We start from the raw sequence: 15,487 nt of genomic DNA on the forward strand, positions 1-15,487 counted from the left end.
AATTAATGACAAAAAGATGTGCTCTGAAACAAGTTTGTTACTCTATACGATGAATTTTACATAGAGCTCCTCATTCATTAATAACGTCAAGTCCGAAATAGTCATTCTCAATGTGACATATCCTAAACTCTTAGTGCATTAGTCCTGTGGGCTTCGAAGCTTTGCATTGGTCTTTCGGAAAAAGAACATAGCAGGCGTGACTATGTAAATTTACATAAATTGATAAAAATGATTTATAATAGATAAAAAAAAGCACCCTAAACTTTAAAAATTTAGGGTGCCCTTTTTCTGAATAACTTATTAATTCATTGGCTTAGTCAAAAACTCTGGATCTTGTGATGCAGTCTCATCAAATTCGCCTTCCCACTTAGACACTACAACTGTAGCCAAACAATTTCCAATTACGTTGACCGATGTACGAGCCATATCCATTAATTCGTCAATACCCAAAATAGCCGCTATCACAAATGTTGGCAAGCCAAATTGATCGGCAGTAGCTATCAATACAATCAAGGAAGCACGAGGTACAGCAGCCACCCCTTTTGAGGTTATCATTAATGTAAATGCTATTAACAATTGCTGCCCAATACTTAAATCTATCCCTGCTGCTTGAGCTACAAAAATCGAAGCTAGTGACAAGTATAAAGATGTACCATCAAGATTGAAACTGTATCCTGTAGGGATTACAAATGATACGATTTTACGTGGCACACCAAATCTTTCCATATTTTCCATGGCTTTAGGCAATGCAGCATCCGAACTTGTGGTAGCAAAAGCAATAGAAACAGGTTCTTTAATTGCCTGGATAAATTTCTTAATAGGTACTTTTAAGTATAATGCTATTGGAAATAAGATTAAAAATATGAAGACCAATAAAGCAATATATAAACTAATTAGCAACATAAATAGATTCTTCAATATATCTACACCTAAATGTCCTACAGTATAAGCCATGGCTGCACCAACACCAATTGGAGCAAATAGCATAACCAAATTGGTGAATTTAAACATCGCTTCTGACAAGCTTTCTGTAAAGTCTACTAATGGTTTTCGTTTCTTTTCGTCCACCATGGCCAAACCAATACCAAACAATACACCAAATATTACAATTTGTAAGACCTTATTTTCGTGTATAGATTTTACAATATTTTCAGGAAAAGTATCACGAATAAATGCATTAAACTTATACAACCAATGCACATTTTCACTAATGTGAGACAATGCACGCTCATCAGATGCTGACACAGCTGATGTTGTAGGCAATTCCTCATGAGGCATATTTGCCACATCAATACCTACCCCAGCCTCTGTAATATTAATTACAGCTAACCCTATAAAAATAGCACAGGTGGTCGCACAGAAAAAATAAAGCATTGATTTCCAAGCCATACGACCTACTGATTTTAAATCAGAATGCCCTGCAATACCAAAAACAAGAGTTGCAAATAAAATGGGACCAACGATCGTCTTCACCAACTTAATAAACCCTTGACTCAAAGGCTGCATTGAAATAGCTATGTTAGGAAAATCTAATCCTACAAAAACCCCTAGAACCAAACAGGTCAATATCCAGGTTGTCAAATTTTTACGAACCAATGCATTGAGCGTTAATACTGTTGCTGTTATCCAGCGAACAGCCATCATAATTTCTGAAGAAATATTAACTATATTGAATTCGTATAATAAGGTAATAATAATTGCAATGGTTATAGTAACAAGCATTACATAACCCACGTTCTTTTTTGACATTTACAAGAATTTTAATGTTTAACAAAAATAGAAAAATACCGACGCAACACAAACAAAAAAGGCACGATTAAATATCGTGCCTTTTAATTCATTATCTTTCTAGCTATTATTCAGCATGTAACCATGATTTTTTAGCTAATAGTTCTTCTTCTGATTCAACCACATCCTCATCTTCTACACAACAATCTACAGGACATACAGCCGCACACTGTGGTTCATCATGAAAACCAACACATTCAGTACATTTGTCCGAAACGATGTAATATACTTCATCAGAAACGGCATCTTGCGATGCTGAAGCATCAATAGTAACACCATCTCCAAAGTCAATTACACCATCCAAAGACGTTCCATCTGAAAATTTCCAAGGAACACCAGCATCATATATTGCATTATTCGGACATTCGGGTTCACAAGCCCCACAATTAATGCATTCGTCAGTAATTTTAATCGCCATTTATAACCTCACAATTATATATAAATAAACTAATTTTGTATTGTCAAAAGTAAACATCGATTTTTAACTTTCATAATAAAAGTATACAAATCTAGTAGGCATTTACTTTATTTGACAAAACAAAGATAAAGCAAATAATTATCAGAATTATTCTAAATAACATATTTTGACAAAGAACGAGAGAATTAAAGCATTCGCTAAGCTCGGAGAATGGATGCTCCAGCTTGATGAAGAGACACTATGGCGTCTAGAATCTATTCAGCACAAAAACCCTTGGTATACGAAAGAAAATATTCTAAAACAATTTCAGGCATTAGGAAATAATCTTACTGAAGAGAAATTAGAATCATGGACTCTTAACTATCAAGTACAAGTAACACCCAAAATTGTCGGATTAGTTTTAGCCGGAAATATCCCTCTTGTTGGTTTTCATGATTTATTATCAACATTAATATTAGGCTTTACTGCTCATATCAAATTATCATCCGACGATGCTGGTCTTAGCACTATAGTTTTAAATAAGCTACTAGAAATTGAACCTCGTTTCCAAAATCATATACAAATTGTCGATAAATTGAAAAATTTTGACATTGTAATCGCAACGGGATCTAATAATACAGCTCGTTATTTTGACTACTATTTTGGTAAAAAACCACACATTATTCGTAAAAATAGAAATTCAATTGCTGTATTGACAGGTCAAGAAAATGAACAAGAACTAGCAAAATTAGGTGATGATATATTTGATTTCTTTGGATTAGGTTGTCGTTCTGTATCTAAACTTTTCTTACCTAAAGACTACCCTATCGCAAATTTCTTTGAAGCAATTGAGCATTTCAACTCTATTAAAGATCATTATAAATACAATAACAATTACGATTACAACAAATCTATTTACCTAGTTAATGGAAACAAACACTTCGATAATGGCTTTTTACTACTGAAAGAAGACGAAAATATCGCTTCACCATTAGCCGTTGTATATTACCAACACTATGATTCATTAGAAGAAGTAGAACAGTATATCAATGATCGCAAAGAAAGTATTCAATGTGTAACTTCTATGACACATTTAAATATAGAAACGCCACTATTTTCACTAGGTGAAAGTCAGTGTCCTGCATTAGATGATTATGCTGACAATGTAAATACATTACATTTTTTGGTAGAGAATCAATAAATAGTAAATAATATCGTTTGGGTAATAAGCAATTGGTAAAAAATTCTAACTTTGTTATCTATGTATGTGATAAAAGTAAAAGGTGTAGCTAAAATCCCTGATTATGTACAATTACGTGATGATTCATTTACTTTGTTGGCATATTTCAGAGTAGATAGACCAGACAAATCTCTCGTAAAAATAGGTCTTGAAGACAAAGCAGAAGAGATTATGAAGATCGTTGAAGAGCTACCTTTTGGTCAAATTAAGAAAATTGAATTTTAATATAAATGGCAAATAACACAGTTATACGTCTAAAAAACGTAAATATATATCAGCAAAAACACTTAGTTCTTTCCAATGTCAATTTAGAGATCGGAAATGGAGAATTCATCTATCTGATAGGTCAATCAGGATCTGGTAAAAGTTCATTGTTAAAAATTATTTACGGAGAATTGCATATTTCAGATGGTGAAGGTGCTGTAGCTGGATTTGACCTTAAAAAATTACGCGAAAATGATGTACCATTCTTACGACGTAAGTTGGGTATCGTATTCCAAGATTTTCATTTATTGAACGACAGGACTGTTGAGAAAAATTTAGAATTTGCGTTAAAAGCCACCGGTTGGACTGACAAGAAATTAATTCAAAACAAAATGATTGATGTGTTGGAAAAAGTAGGCCTACGTTCTAAATTACATAAAATGCCTCACGAACTTTCGGGGGGTGAGCAACAACGTATTGTAATTGCACGAGCTTTGCTAAATGACCCTGAAATTATCTTAGCCGATGAGCCGACAGGTAACTTAGACCCAGCCACCTCTGAAGAAATCATTCTATTACTTCGTGATATCGCTGCTTCGGGCACCGCAGTGTTGATGGCGACGCATGATTACCAAATCATTCGCAACATGCCTTCACGTATCCTTCGAACAGCAGATGGTGCTTTACACGACAATGTAAGTATTTAAAAGACTGACAAAATTTATACAATCCGACATTTTGGAAGTATGCATCCAGCAATTACTGACAAGGTGTCGGATATTTTTATAATGGCAAAATTATTGGTAAAAGTATTTGAGCTATTCAAATATCTAAAAAATAGTGTGATGATGAACGAAAAAGAGAATATCCAAGACGAGAATTTAGAGCAAAACGAGAACAATCAAGACAAAGAGACGACACAAGAGCAAGTAGTTGAGCTTTCGCAAGAAGAAATCCTTACGAATAAATTAGCTGAAACTAATGACAAATTTGCACGTTTATTTGCTGAATTTGACAACTATAAAAAACGCACTTCGAAAGAACGCGTCGAATTAATACAAACAGCTGGTCAAGGTGTAATTTCAAAACTATTAACAGTATTAGATGATTTTGACAGAGCTTTGAATGCTATGGCTACAGCTCAAGATGTAGAATCTGTAAAACAAGGTGTTGATTTAGTTAATAACAAATTCAGAAAAATCTTAGAAAACGAAGGTTTGAAAGAGATGACTGTAGTTGGTGAAACATTCGACGCTGATTTTCAAGAGGCGATTACTGCTATCCCTGCACCTACAGAAGAAATGAAGAACAAAGTTATTGATGTTGTAGAGAAGGGTTATACATTGAATGATAAAGTGATCCGCTACGCGAAAGTAGTTATTGGACAATAATAATTAAATAAATGTCAAAGAGAGATTATTATGACGTACTTGGTGTTTCACGCCAATCTGACGCTGCAGAAATAAAATCGGCATACCGTAAGTTAGCCATTAAGTATCACCCGGATAAAAATCCGGATAATGCTGAAGCAGAAGAGAAATTTAAGGAGGCGGCAGAAGCTTACGAAATATTAAGTAACCCAGAGAAAAAAGCACGTTATGATCAATTTGGTCATGCTGGCAACTCTGCTGGTTTTGGTGGCGCTGGGGGTGGTATGAATATGGATGACATATTCAGTCAATTTGGCGATATATTTGGTGGCGGAAATCCATTCGAAAGTTTCTTTGGTGGTGGTGGAGGTTCACGATCTGGACGTCGTGTACAAAAAGGCACAAATCTTCGCATTAAAGTTAAATTGACCCTAGAGGAAATTGCTAAAGGTGTAGAGAAAAAAGTCAAAGTAAACAAACAAATTGTTTGTCATACTTGTGATGGTTCTGGCGCGAAAGATAAGGCTTCTTTCCATACATGTAAAACTTGTGGTGGAGCTGGTTCCGTAAGACGCGTCACCAATACGATCTTGGGACAAATGCAGACAACAAGCACCTGTCCTACATGTAATGGTGAAGGTGTAGAAATCACGGCTAAATGTACAACATGTAAAGGTGATGGATTAGAAAGAGGTGAAGAAACGATTGCAATCAATATCCCAGCTGGAGTAAGTGAAGGTATGCAATTATCGATGAGTGGCAAAGGTAATGCTGCTCCCCGTGGAGGCATCCCTGGAGACTTGATTATCTTGGTAGAAGAAGTACCTCACGAGAGTTTAAAACGTGATGGAATCAATGTTATTTATGATTTATACATCAATTTTGCGGACGCAGCATTAGGTACAAGTGTTGAAGTTCCAACTATCGATGGTAAAGCTAAAATCAAAATAGATCCAGGAACACAGGGCGGTAAAATTCTTCGTTTAAAAGGTAAAGGTATTCCAGAAGTTAATTCTTATCATAAAGGCGATCAACTAATTTATGTAAACATTTGGACTCCAAAAGCAATATCTTCTGAAGAAAGAGATATTCTAGAAAAATTAAAAAGTTCGGCTAATTTCAAACCGCAACCTGGTAAGAGTGAGAAATCATTCTTCGAAAGAATAAAAGAATACTTCGAATAAGAAGTATATACATGATTCAATCAAAAAATCCCTCAAAAGTTTTAATCTTTTGAGGGATTTTTATTTTCTAGGACTTGTAATAAATCTATACATTTTCCAATCAACAATCTTTTACTGATATAATCGAATACACACAAATGAGACATAATTTTTACATTAAAGCATTGACTTATTAGAAGTTAATGTTATATTTTTATAAAAACCTATCTTATGAAACATTCACGTAAAGATTTTTTGTACTCTCTGAGTATGCTAGCAGCTGGTGCAGCAATTACGAGCCCCCTAACTGGATTTTCACAATCTAAGAAACTTAAGGTTGTATTGGTCGGAACTGGAATCCGAGGAATAACTTTCTGGGGCAAAAGACTAATTGATCAATACAATGATAAATTAGAATTTGTCGGTTTATGCGATACTAATTCAGGAAGATTAAAGTATGCGAAATCATTTATGGAGGTCAATTGCAATACGTATACAGATTTTAATAAAATGTTGCAGGATCAAAAACCAGACTTAATAATTGTTTGTACGAAAGATTCTGATCACGATGAATACATTGTTAAAGGTTTAGATTTTGGCTGTGATGTGCTTACTGAAAAACCATTGACAACCGATGAAGTAAAATGTCAAAAAATAATCGATGCGGAAAAAAGATCAAATAAAAAATTAATCGTTGGCTTCAATTATAGATGGGGCCCTTATATGACAAAAATAAAGGAGCTTATTCAGAATGGTGCTATTGGTGAAGTAACATCCGTTGATTTTAATTGGTATCTCAATGTACATCATGGCGCATCCTATTTCAGAAGATGGCATGGATTGATGAATGAAGGAGGCTCTTTATGGGTGCATAAAGCTACGCATCACTTTGATTTATTGAATTGGTGGCTTGATTCAGATCCTGAAGAAGTTTTTGCGTATGGCTCTTTAGATCATTATGGCAAAAACGGACCTTTCAGGGGTACAAACTGCAGAACTTGTGTGCATAAAAATTCATGTAAATATTATTGGGATATTACAAAGTCAAATCAGTACATGAAATTGTATGTAGATAATGAAAAGCATGATGGTTACTTCAGAGATGGATGCGTCTATAGAAATGAAATCGATATTTACGATAAAATGTCTGCTCAGATCAAATATGCAAATAATGCGGTAGTCAATTATTCATTGACTACATATTCACCTTATGAGGGCTGGAAAATAGCTTTTAATGGTCATAAAGGACGTATTGAAGCTTGGTTGGATATTCCATTCTTAAAAAATGAACAGGTTAATCAGCAAGATTTACATGCAAAAGAAATGAACCAAAATTTGGCCGATGACCAGACATCAGATCCAGTTATATTATATAAAAACGGGGAAGATTATAGTGTGATTAACGTCATCGCAGAACGTGGTGGGCATGGTGGTGGCGACAAACGAATGCACGATTATTTATTTAAATCACCAAATGCTTCAGACCCCTATCGTCATACCGCAGGATTGAAAGATGGTGTCATGTCTATTTTAGTCGGAATCGCAGCACGAAAAAGTATTGAACAAAAGAAACCAATTAAAATTGGTGATCTTACGACCATTAAACCAGCAAAAAGTTAAATCTATTATTAAATTCAATAATTGGAAAATACCTCAAAACAATTTTGAGGTATTTTTTTTATAATCAATTTACTACGGGTTTTACATTATTACCCCTATTTTATTAAAAAACGCTATTCTTTCCTCTCGTTTTTTCATTACTTGCAATTCAATAACCAATTGAAAATCATAAACTTATTCCTATGAAAAAATCAAACTATTTATTTGGTTTATTTGTACTATTTGCATCCTGTTTGGTATCAGCATGCAATGCTAACAATGGTAAAACTGAACCTGTGGTTAAAACTACACATGGAATCGTAAAAGGAACTTATCAAGACACGGTTTTTGCATTTAAGGGAATTCCATATGCTAAAGCAGAACGGTTTCAATCCCCTGAATCACCTGATGCATGGACAGACACATTAGAATGTAATCACTTCGGACCTGTAGCCAAACAAATTGTAGCATGGATTCCAGACTCTACCATGGACGAAAAAAATCTGTTCAGTGTCAATGTGTGGACTCAGGGTATCAATGACAAGAAAAAAAGGCCAGTAATGGTTTGGTTGCACGGTGGTGGGTTTTTTGTAGGAAGTAGCAATGACCCAATGACCTATGGTGAAGCCATGGCAAAAAAAGGTGATATTGTATTTGTTTCCGTTAATCATCGGCTTAACATATTAGGATTTTTAGACTTGTCTGCTGCTGATAATAAATATGCGCATTCTGCAAATGCGGGAATGCTCGATATTGTAAAAGCATTAGAATGGGTGAAAAACAATATTACCGAATTTGGAGGAAATCCTGAAGATGTAACGATTGTGGGCGAATCTGGTGGAGGTGGCAAAGTCGGTACATTGATGTGTATGCCTGCCGCAAAAGGTTTATTTCATAAAGCAATAATCCAAAGTGGGACCATCGTGAATACGATGAATAAAGAAAAATCGCAAGCAATAGGGAAAGCTGTATTAGAAAAACTAAAAATTGGAAACAGTGAGCTTAACAAACTGGACACTGTGGATTATTTCCGACTTGTGAAAGCAGGGAATGAGGCAATACAACAATTAAATGGCGGACCTCGTATACCTGGCTCTTCCATGATGTTTGGCTTTGCTCCTTCGGCTGATGGAGATGTATTATTACAACAACCTTTTAGCCCTGGCTTTGCGGACATCTCAAAAAATATACCTATCATGATTGGATCTACTTTGAATGAAATGATGCCTGTAGCATATGCTGAAAAGAACTTAACTTTAGAAGAAGCAAAAAAACGCTTAGAAAAGACCTATGGAGAGAAAACAGACCAATATATAGAATTATACAAAGCTGCCTATCCAGATTTTACACCACAAGATTTACTTTCTGTAGATGTAGTATTTAGACCATACACCATACGTACTGCAGACGCACGCTCCAAAGAAACTACAGCACCGGTATATGCGTATTTTTTAGCTTGGAAAAGCAGTGTGGAAGATAATTCTAAAGGCTCTTTCCATGGTCTAGATATACCTCTAGCTTTCTATAATGTAAATTTAAGACCTGACTGGACTGGAAATACCGCAGAAGCATGGGCAATTTCTGAAAAAATGAGTACCGCTTGGATCAATTTCACTAAAACAGGAAATCCAAATGCAGAAGGGATCTTACCAAATTGGGAACCATATACTGCAGAGAAAGGTACGACGATGTATTTTGATAACGAAAGCAGAATCGTTTACAATCACGACAAAGTGCTAATGAATTTTATGCGACCAACAAAATAACTACTTTTCAATAATTAGTTGTGAGAATTATACTTTCACAACTAATTATTACAATTCGGATGATAATGGATCTTCCAGCTTAAAATCAAAATTTAGAATTCTATTCTCACGCAAAACCTGTATTTTAATTCTTTTATCTTGACCTGCTTGTAATCTACTTTTGATTTGTTGCAATTTCATTTTTCCAACATTACTTCCATTTATCTTCAATAATTTATCCCCTATTTTAACGCCTATCCTTTCTGCAGGAGAGTGCCGTCGCACCTGATCAATCACATAATTAGAATGTAACTCTATGATATAATTTACTTCAGTACTGAAATTAATAGTTTTAGCCCCATTAATTTCATTTTTAGTAAAATCAGTCTTTCGATGTTTAACAAATTCGAACCCTCCATGAACAATTTCCAGACCACTCATATCCAAAGTAAACGGCTTATTAAAGTTTTTATTTGGTTTAAGGTACAGCCTGTCATTTGTATAATCAAAAACAAGATAAAATCGACTCAAAACCTGATTACCTATTGATCCTACTCTATTCTTTGCTATTCTATTTCGATCATAACTATTCGTGTCAGGATAAGATACTATTGGACTCTTAATTGTATAATCCCCTAAAACAACAGATTGGATTCTATTTTTTAACCCAAATACTTCACCACTAAAACCATACCCCAAATAATCTCTAATATAAGGTGTGTAGACATTAAACTCATCAATTTCATCTTGAAACAACATCATTGGATCAGAATTACCCAGATCCAAAAGCACTTTTTGATTATTATATACACTATCCTTTGTTCGAAAATGAACAGATTTATATGCTCTGTCATTCTCTATCTCGATAGGATACTCTTTGAATTTTGAAAGTCTAATCCCCAAATCCCCTACACGCCTTGCTATAATTATTTTATTTTTAACGTAGTCAATAGCGATAACATTATTCCTAAAAAAGGAACTGCCTAATATCCCATGTATATGAACACCTACATTCTTGGACAAATTGAATGAAGTGTCTGTTATGACATACAAATGATGGCTAGTATCTACAACATTACTTATTTGTAGTTTATTATTCTTAGAAATTAACCCGTTAATAGGCTTTCCAATACCAAAACCTTGAAACACAAATGATGAAGTGTTCCTTAATCGCAGTGAATCAATTTCACCAAATAACAGCGTCTCTTTAACCCCATTATCAAGTATGAACGATAATGGCTCATCATTTAGAATTACTTCAATAATTATTAGATTATTTACAAATTCAAATGGAATTGCTTTGTTCCTTTTCTCATCAGAAATTTGCCAAAATTGACCGTAACTATGTTGCTCGCATAGGGATATTATAAATATCAAAATAAATAAAGCACGCATAAAATTTTATATCAATTGACATTAATCAGATAATTGCATCACTTGTCAAAATATACTTTCTCAATTCTGAATAAATAGAAGGATATTATTACCATTCTGAATCTACATCTTTTGGAACTGTAAAAATTCTAATAAAATTTATATCAAGTAACTCTGACTCTTCTACAAACTTGGAATTTATTTTATTATCATCCACAAAAAGTAAATCTAATTTTATTTTGTTATTATAAATACGATCTGACTTCACTTCAATATTGCGCAATAAAGTCATATTTTGAAAAGTCACCTTATATTTCCCTTCCTTCATCTCCACAAGTACGCCTCCTGTCAAATACGAATGTTTAAAATCTGAGTTTAATTTTATCCAAGAGACATTCATGCCCTTGTAAGTTGTAGGAATATCTACAAACCTTCCAAAGAAAGAATTATTGGTTATAATTATATCTTTAAAATAACCTAAAGAAATTAAATAACTAAACACACGCTCTTGGGAAATATTGGTTCCAAATACTTTTTCCCATCTTAGGTGGCCATATTCATTTATTTTAAAAGAATGCGATTGAGCAAATGATGACAAGGATAATGTAAGGCATAATGAGATTAAAAACAGCTTCTTCATAATTTAATTTTTTAGTTTTCTTAGATAGAATTAGAAATACAGTTAACACGAGAAAAGCAATCCTTTTCAGGTATCAACAATTAGTAAGAAAAATAACGAAAAAAAAGATTTGTTACAAATACAACTGATTAAATAATATTCTAGTAAAAAAGAAAGAGCCTACAACAGGGCTGTTGTAGACTCTCCTATTAACCAATTATAAACTTAAATTATGAGACTACAAAAGTACAAATTTTAGTTTACTATGCAAATTATTTATGCGTTTTTTTGCATTTTCTTTCACTATCTATCTACTTCCCCCAAGACTATATCAATAGATCCTAAAATCGCAATTAAGTCTGCAATCAAAACTCCCTTTCCAAGCTCAGGTAAAACTGACAAATTATTAAAACTTGGACCACGCGCCTTAACACGTCTTGGAACGTCTGTTTTATCTTGCGTTTCGAAGTAAAAGCCTAATTCCCCTTTTGGATTTTCAGCACGTACATAATAAGATTGCGCTTTCAAATTAACCTTTTTAGGCACTAGAGCTCTAGGATCAAAATCTGGCAAACGTGCAAAATCCGACATCAATCTGTCTAAACATTGATCTATGATTTTCAAAGACTCCCTCACCTCATCCACACGAACCTTATACCTATCCCAACAATCTCCTAACGTCCCCATCAATCCTTTACCTACTGGAATTTCAAAATCCAACTCAGGATATACAGAATACCCATCTATACGTCTTAAATCCCATTTAATACCACTAGCGCGTAACATAGGCCCCGAACAACCGTAATTGATAGCTACATCAGCTGGTAATACACCAATATTTGCTGTACGCTGAATAAAAATCTCATTATTTGTAAGAATTTCATCCAACTCATCCAATTTTGGTCTAAAATATTTCACAAAATCCTTGCATCTATCTTCAAAATTGACTGGCAAATCATAAAACAAACCACCTACCCAAATATAGTTGTATAGCATACGAGATCCTGATGCCCATTCCAGCATATTCATAATATGTTCGCGATCTCGAAAACACCACAAAAAAGGTGTAAATGCACCAATATCGATACCATAAGTACCAATCGCAATTAGATGAGAGGCGATACGATTCAATTCACAAACCAATACACGTATGTATTCAACACGCTTAGGTAATTTATCCTCGATTCCCAGCATCCTTTCCACTCCCATTACGAAGCTATGACTATTGTTCATCGAAGACAAATAATCCAGTCGATCTGTAAACGGAATAGATTTTCCATAATTCATGGATTCTGCATGTTTGTCAAAACAACGATGCAAATAACCTAAATGTGGAATTACCTCTTTGACAATTTCACCATCCGTAATCAGCTCCAAACGTAATACCCCGTGTGTCGATGGATGTTGCGGCCCCATATTAATAACCATTTCTGTAGATCCTACACTGGCTATTCTATCGATATATTGTTGATACCCTTGATTATATTTCTCCAACATATTACTCACCTTTTATAGGAATTCCGTGATACGAATCAGCATCTTCATAATCTTTGCGCAATGGGAATCCCTCCCAATCGTCCGGAAGTAGGATGCGTCGCAAATCTGAATGCCCTGTAAAATATATCCCCATCAAATCAAATGCTTCCCGTTCATGCCAATCTGCGGTACGCCAAATACGAGAGATAGATGGAACTTCGGGTAGATTATCTTTATCTCTATTCTCGACTGATAATTCAACACGCAGGGACAATTGCGTCTGATATACCAGTGATGCTAAATTATAGACTAAAGCAAATCTATTGTCTGGATGATAATCTACTGCGGTAATATTGGCTAGAAAATCAAAATAATAAAGCTCATTATCTCGTAAATAATGGCACAGTTCGAGCAATACAGACAAGTCAATAGTAAGCGTATCCTGCTTTGACCCATCATACACTTTAATATTTGACTCGCCAAAGCGTGACTGTAAGTCTTTAATTAAATTTTCTATCATGGAGCTAATCTATTTTTAATCCACACATCATTTTCTTTGCAATACACAATACGATCGTGCAGACGGGAACTTCTTCCTTGCCAAAATTCAATACGCACTGGCTGTATAGAATAACCTCCCCAAAACGGAGGTTTAGGAATAGTGCTTAATCCTTCAAATTCAACTTCCTTTGCAGCTACCCTCTCTTCTAGCACCGATCGATCTGCTATTATCTGAGATTGTGGAGAAGACCATGCTCCTATCTGACTTCCTTTGGGACGCGAAGAAAAATAATCATTCGAATCTTCCTCAGCTAAAACACTGACTGTTCCCTCAACACGCACCTGCCGTTGCAACTCTCCCCAAAAGAAAAGTAAGCTTACTTTTTCATTTCGCGCTATATCTTGCCCTTTTTGGCTCGAATAATTGGTGAAAAAACTAAAACCTCCTGCTTTCAAATCTTTCAATAGTACGACACGTGAAGACGGAAAACCTCCCGAATTAATTGTAGACAGAACCATTGCATTAGGCTCTAATACATCAGAAGCCAATGCCTGTTCAAACCACAATTGAAATTGTTCTAATGGATTTTCAAGGGTATCACTTTCTAACAAAGAGCCCTTTGAATAATCTTCTCGAATCGCCGCTATATCTTTATGCTCTATCGACATGAATTCTGAATTAACTTTATCACAAACTTACTAAAAGCGTTATAAATATCTACCTACAAAGTCGATTAAAAAAATGTATTTTTCTAATCAAGTAATCATTTTTTTTGTAGTTTTAATTATACTTAAAAGAGAAACAATCTATGTTCAATGCAGATACACCACAACAAGGGAGTTTGTTACTGTCCGAACCCTTTATGTTGGACCCAAATTTCGAGCGTTCTGTGGTTTTACTTTGTGAGCAAAATGAAGATGGGACAATCGGAATAATCTTAAATCACCGTTCTAACTTATTGCTATCTGATGTAATGGATAGTATAATTACGCCTTTCCCATTATATTTGGGAGGTCCTGTTCAGGATAATGCCTTATTCTTCATCCACCGTGCATTTGACAAAATAGAAGATGGTACACATATTTATGATGATATCTATTGGGGTGGTGATTTCGATTTAGCCGTTGAATTAATTAATAAAGGGACACTTTCAAGTGATGAAATCAAATTTTTCTTGGGGTATTCTGGTTGGGCAGACGGTCAACTTACTGATGAAATAAATTTAAATTCTTGGGCTGTACACAATAGATTCAGTACAGAGCTAACTTTCATTACCGATGGTGAAGACCTGTGGAAACAGGCCTTAATAAGCTTAGGTCCTAAATATGCGCATGTAGCAAATTTTCCCAAAAGCCCTAATCTTAATTAACAATTGTGTCTATCAAAAGTTCAATTAAAACATTAAAAAAATGAGATAATAAATACCAACGAGTACTTTACTATGTAACTAGATTGACAACCAATACAACATAAGTCCTTGGGTCGAATTGGACACTAACAAAATAGTACAATAAAGGCTTTAGATAAAACAAAAAAGCTTCAAGTTTCCTTGAAGCTTTTTGGGTAAGTAATCGGGCTCGAACCGACGACCCTCGGTACCACAAACCGATGCTCTAACCAACTGAGCTATACCTACCGTGTGGTGCAAAGATAGTAAATACGATAAAATTTCAAAAACATAGATTTGCTTTATAACACAATACAATGTATATCAATCAAATAAATTTTAAATAAACTATTTTAACAAATCACTATTGAATTGAAGGATAAAGGAAGTTTTATTCTATATGCTATCTGGACACATCCTGCAAGTAAAAAGTAACTCTATGCAATCATTACACTCAATTAGCAACTAATTCGATGAATAGACCCATAAACAAAAAGAGGCTGTCTAAAAAGGTCTGTTAATTAAAGAGCCCCGTCATTAAAAAATAATGGCGGGGCTTATGTTTTTTGTCCTCAATTTTTTGTAAATTGAGGTGCACCCAAAAAACGATATGAAAGTACAAT

15 protein-coding genes and 1 tRNA gene are annotated in these 15,487 nt (G+C 34.5%); 8 read left to right on the top strand and 8 right to left on the bottom strand.

Translation table 11 applies throughout. The annotated features are described in order from the left end of the window. Positions 1 to 300: 300 nt before the first annotated feature. The gene (locus IPZ78_RS01240; RefSeq protein ID WP_225551104.1) at positions 301 to 1,749 is read right to left on the bottom strand and encodes a dicarboxylate/amino acid:cation symporter; all 1,449 of its coding nucleotides are present in this window, start codon (positions 1,747 to 1,749) and stop codon (positions 301 to 303) included. Between the two features lie 106 nt (positions 1,750 to 1,855). Next, complete coding sequence (locus tag IPZ78_RS01245) at positions 1,856 to 2,206, bottom strand: 4Fe-4S dicluster domain-containing protein (protein WP_225551105.1); 351 nt, start codon at positions 2,204 to 2,206, stop codon at positions 1,856 to 1,858. Between the two features lie 166 nt (positions 2,207 to 2,372). Here IPZ78_RS01245 and IPZ78_RS01250 point away from each other — a divergent pair, with 166 nt between their 5' ends. The 7 genes from IPZ78_RS01250 to IPZ78_RS01280 all read left to right on the top strand — a co-directional run bounded on the left by IPZ78_RS01250 (position 2,373) and on the right by IPZ78_RS01280 (position 9,527). Further along, positions 2,373 to 3,386 (top strand): acyl-CoA reductase, encoded by a 1,014-nt coding sequence (locus IPZ78_RS01250; RefSeq protein WP_225551106.1) that lies wholly within the window; start codon positions 2,373 to 2,375, stop codon positions 3,384 to 3,386. 60 nt (positions 3,387 to 3,446) lie between these two features. Further along, complete coding sequence (locus IPZ78_RS01255) at positions 3,447 to 3,650, top strand: fructose-6-phosphate aldolase (protein ID WP_225551107.1); 204 nt, start codon at positions 3,447 to 3,449, stop codon at positions 3,648 to 3,650. A gap of 5 nt (positions 3,651 to 3,655) precedes the next feature. After that, entirely contained in the window at positions 3,656 to 4,336 is a 681-nt protein-coding gene (locus IPZ78_RS01260) for a cell division ATP-binding protein FtsE (RefSeq protein WP_225551108.1), read from the top strand. A gap of 39 nt (positions 4,337 to 4,375) precedes the next feature. After that, positions 4,376 to 5,020: a nucleotide exchange factor GrpE gene (locus IPZ78_RS01265; RefSeq protein ID WP_317197562.1), complete on the top strand. Its 645-nt coding sequence runs from the start codon at positions 4,376 to 4,378 to the stop codon at positions 5,018 to 5,020. Between the two features lie 11 nt (positions 5,021 to 5,031). Further along, positions 5,032 to 6,183: a molecular chaperone DnaJ gene (gene dnaJ, locus IPZ78_RS01270; protein ID WP_225551109.1), complete on the top strand. Its 1,152-nt coding sequence runs from the start codon at positions 5,032 to 5,034 to the stop codon at positions 6,181 to 6,183. A 210-nt stretch (positions 6,184 to 6,393) separates the two neighbouring features. Next, entirely contained in the window at positions 6,394 to 7,782 is a 1,389-nt protein-coding gene (locus IPZ78_RS01275; RefSeq protein WP_225551110.1) for a Gfo/Idh/MocA family protein, read from the top strand. A gap of 182 nt (positions 7,783 to 7,964) precedes the next feature. Then, the gene (locus tag IPZ78_RS01280) at positions 7,965 to 9,527 is read left to right on the top strand and encodes a carboxylesterase/lipase family protein (RefSeq protein WP_225551111.1); all 1,563 of its coding nucleotides are present in this window, start codon (positions 7,965 to 7,967) and stop codon (positions 9,525 to 9,527) included. Positions 9,528 to 9,575: 48 nt separating this feature from the next. Here the strand turns inward: IPZ78_RS01280 and IPZ78_RS01285 are convergent, their stop codons facing one another. The 5 genes from IPZ78_RS01285 to pdxH all read right to left on the bottom strand — a co-directional run bounded on the left by IPZ78_RS01285 (position 9,576) and on the right by pdxH (position 14,145). Next, a complete protein-coding gene (locus IPZ78_RS01285) occupies positions 9,576 to 10,901 on the bottom strand; it encodes a PDZ domain-containing protein (protein ID WP_225551112.1) in 1,326 nt (441 codons plus the stop codon). An 88-nt stretch (positions 10,902 to 10,989) separates the two neighbouring features. Then, positions 10,990 to 11,520 (bottom strand): hypothetical protein, encoded by a 531-nt coding sequence (locus IPZ78_RS01290; RefSeq protein ID WP_225551113.1) that lies wholly within the window; start codon positions 11,518 to 11,520, stop codon positions 10,990 to 10,992. A gap of 282 nt (positions 11,521 to 11,802) precedes the next feature. Then, positions 11,803 to 12,996 (bottom strand): NADH-quinone oxidoreductase subunit D, encoded by a 1,194-nt coding sequence (locus tag IPZ78_RS01295; RefSeq protein ID WP_225551114.1) that lies wholly within the window; start codon positions 12,994 to 12,996, stop codon positions 11,803 to 11,805. Position 12,997: 1 nt separating this feature from the next. Beyond that, positions 12,998 to 13,495 carry an NADH-quinone oxidoreductase subunit C gene (locus IPZ78_RS01300; protein ID WP_262903818.1) on the bottom strand — a complete coding sequence of 166 codons (498 nt, stop codon included), beginning with the start codon at positions 13,493 to 13,495 and terminating at the stop codon, positions 12,998 to 13,000. Further along, on the bottom strand, positions 13,492 to 14,145 hold the full coding sequence (gene pdxH, locus IPZ78_RS01305) for a pyridoxamine 5'-phosphate oxidase (RefSeq protein ID WP_225551115.1): 654 nt from the start codon (positions 14,143 to 14,145) through the stop codon (positions 13,492 to 13,494). The genes IPZ78_RS01300 and pdxH overlap by 4 nt, the downstream gene beginning before the upstream one ends. Before the next feature lie 140 nt (positions 14,146 to 14,285). Here pdxH and IPZ78_RS01310 point away from each other — a divergent pair, with 140 nt between their 5' ends. Beyond that, on the top strand, positions 14,286 to 14,846 hold the full coding sequence (locus IPZ78_RS01310; RefSeq protein ID WP_225551116.1) for a YqgE/AlgH family protein: 561 nt from the start codon (positions 14,286 to 14,288) through the stop codon (positions 14,844 to 14,846). Between the two features lie 193 nt (positions 14,847 to 15,039). Here IPZ78_RS01310 and IPZ78_RS01315 read toward each other — a convergent pair. Then, positions 15,040 to 15,113, bottom strand: a tRNA-His gene (locus IPZ78_RS01315). Between the last annotated feature and the right edge of the window lie 374 nt (positions 15,114 to 15,487).

Source organism: Sphingobacterium bovistauri (genome assembly GCF_020295405.1).
GTDB classification, from domain to species: Bacteria; Bacteroidota; Bacteroidia; order Sphingobacteriales; family Sphingobacteriaceae; genus Sphingobacterium; species Sphingobacterium bovistauri.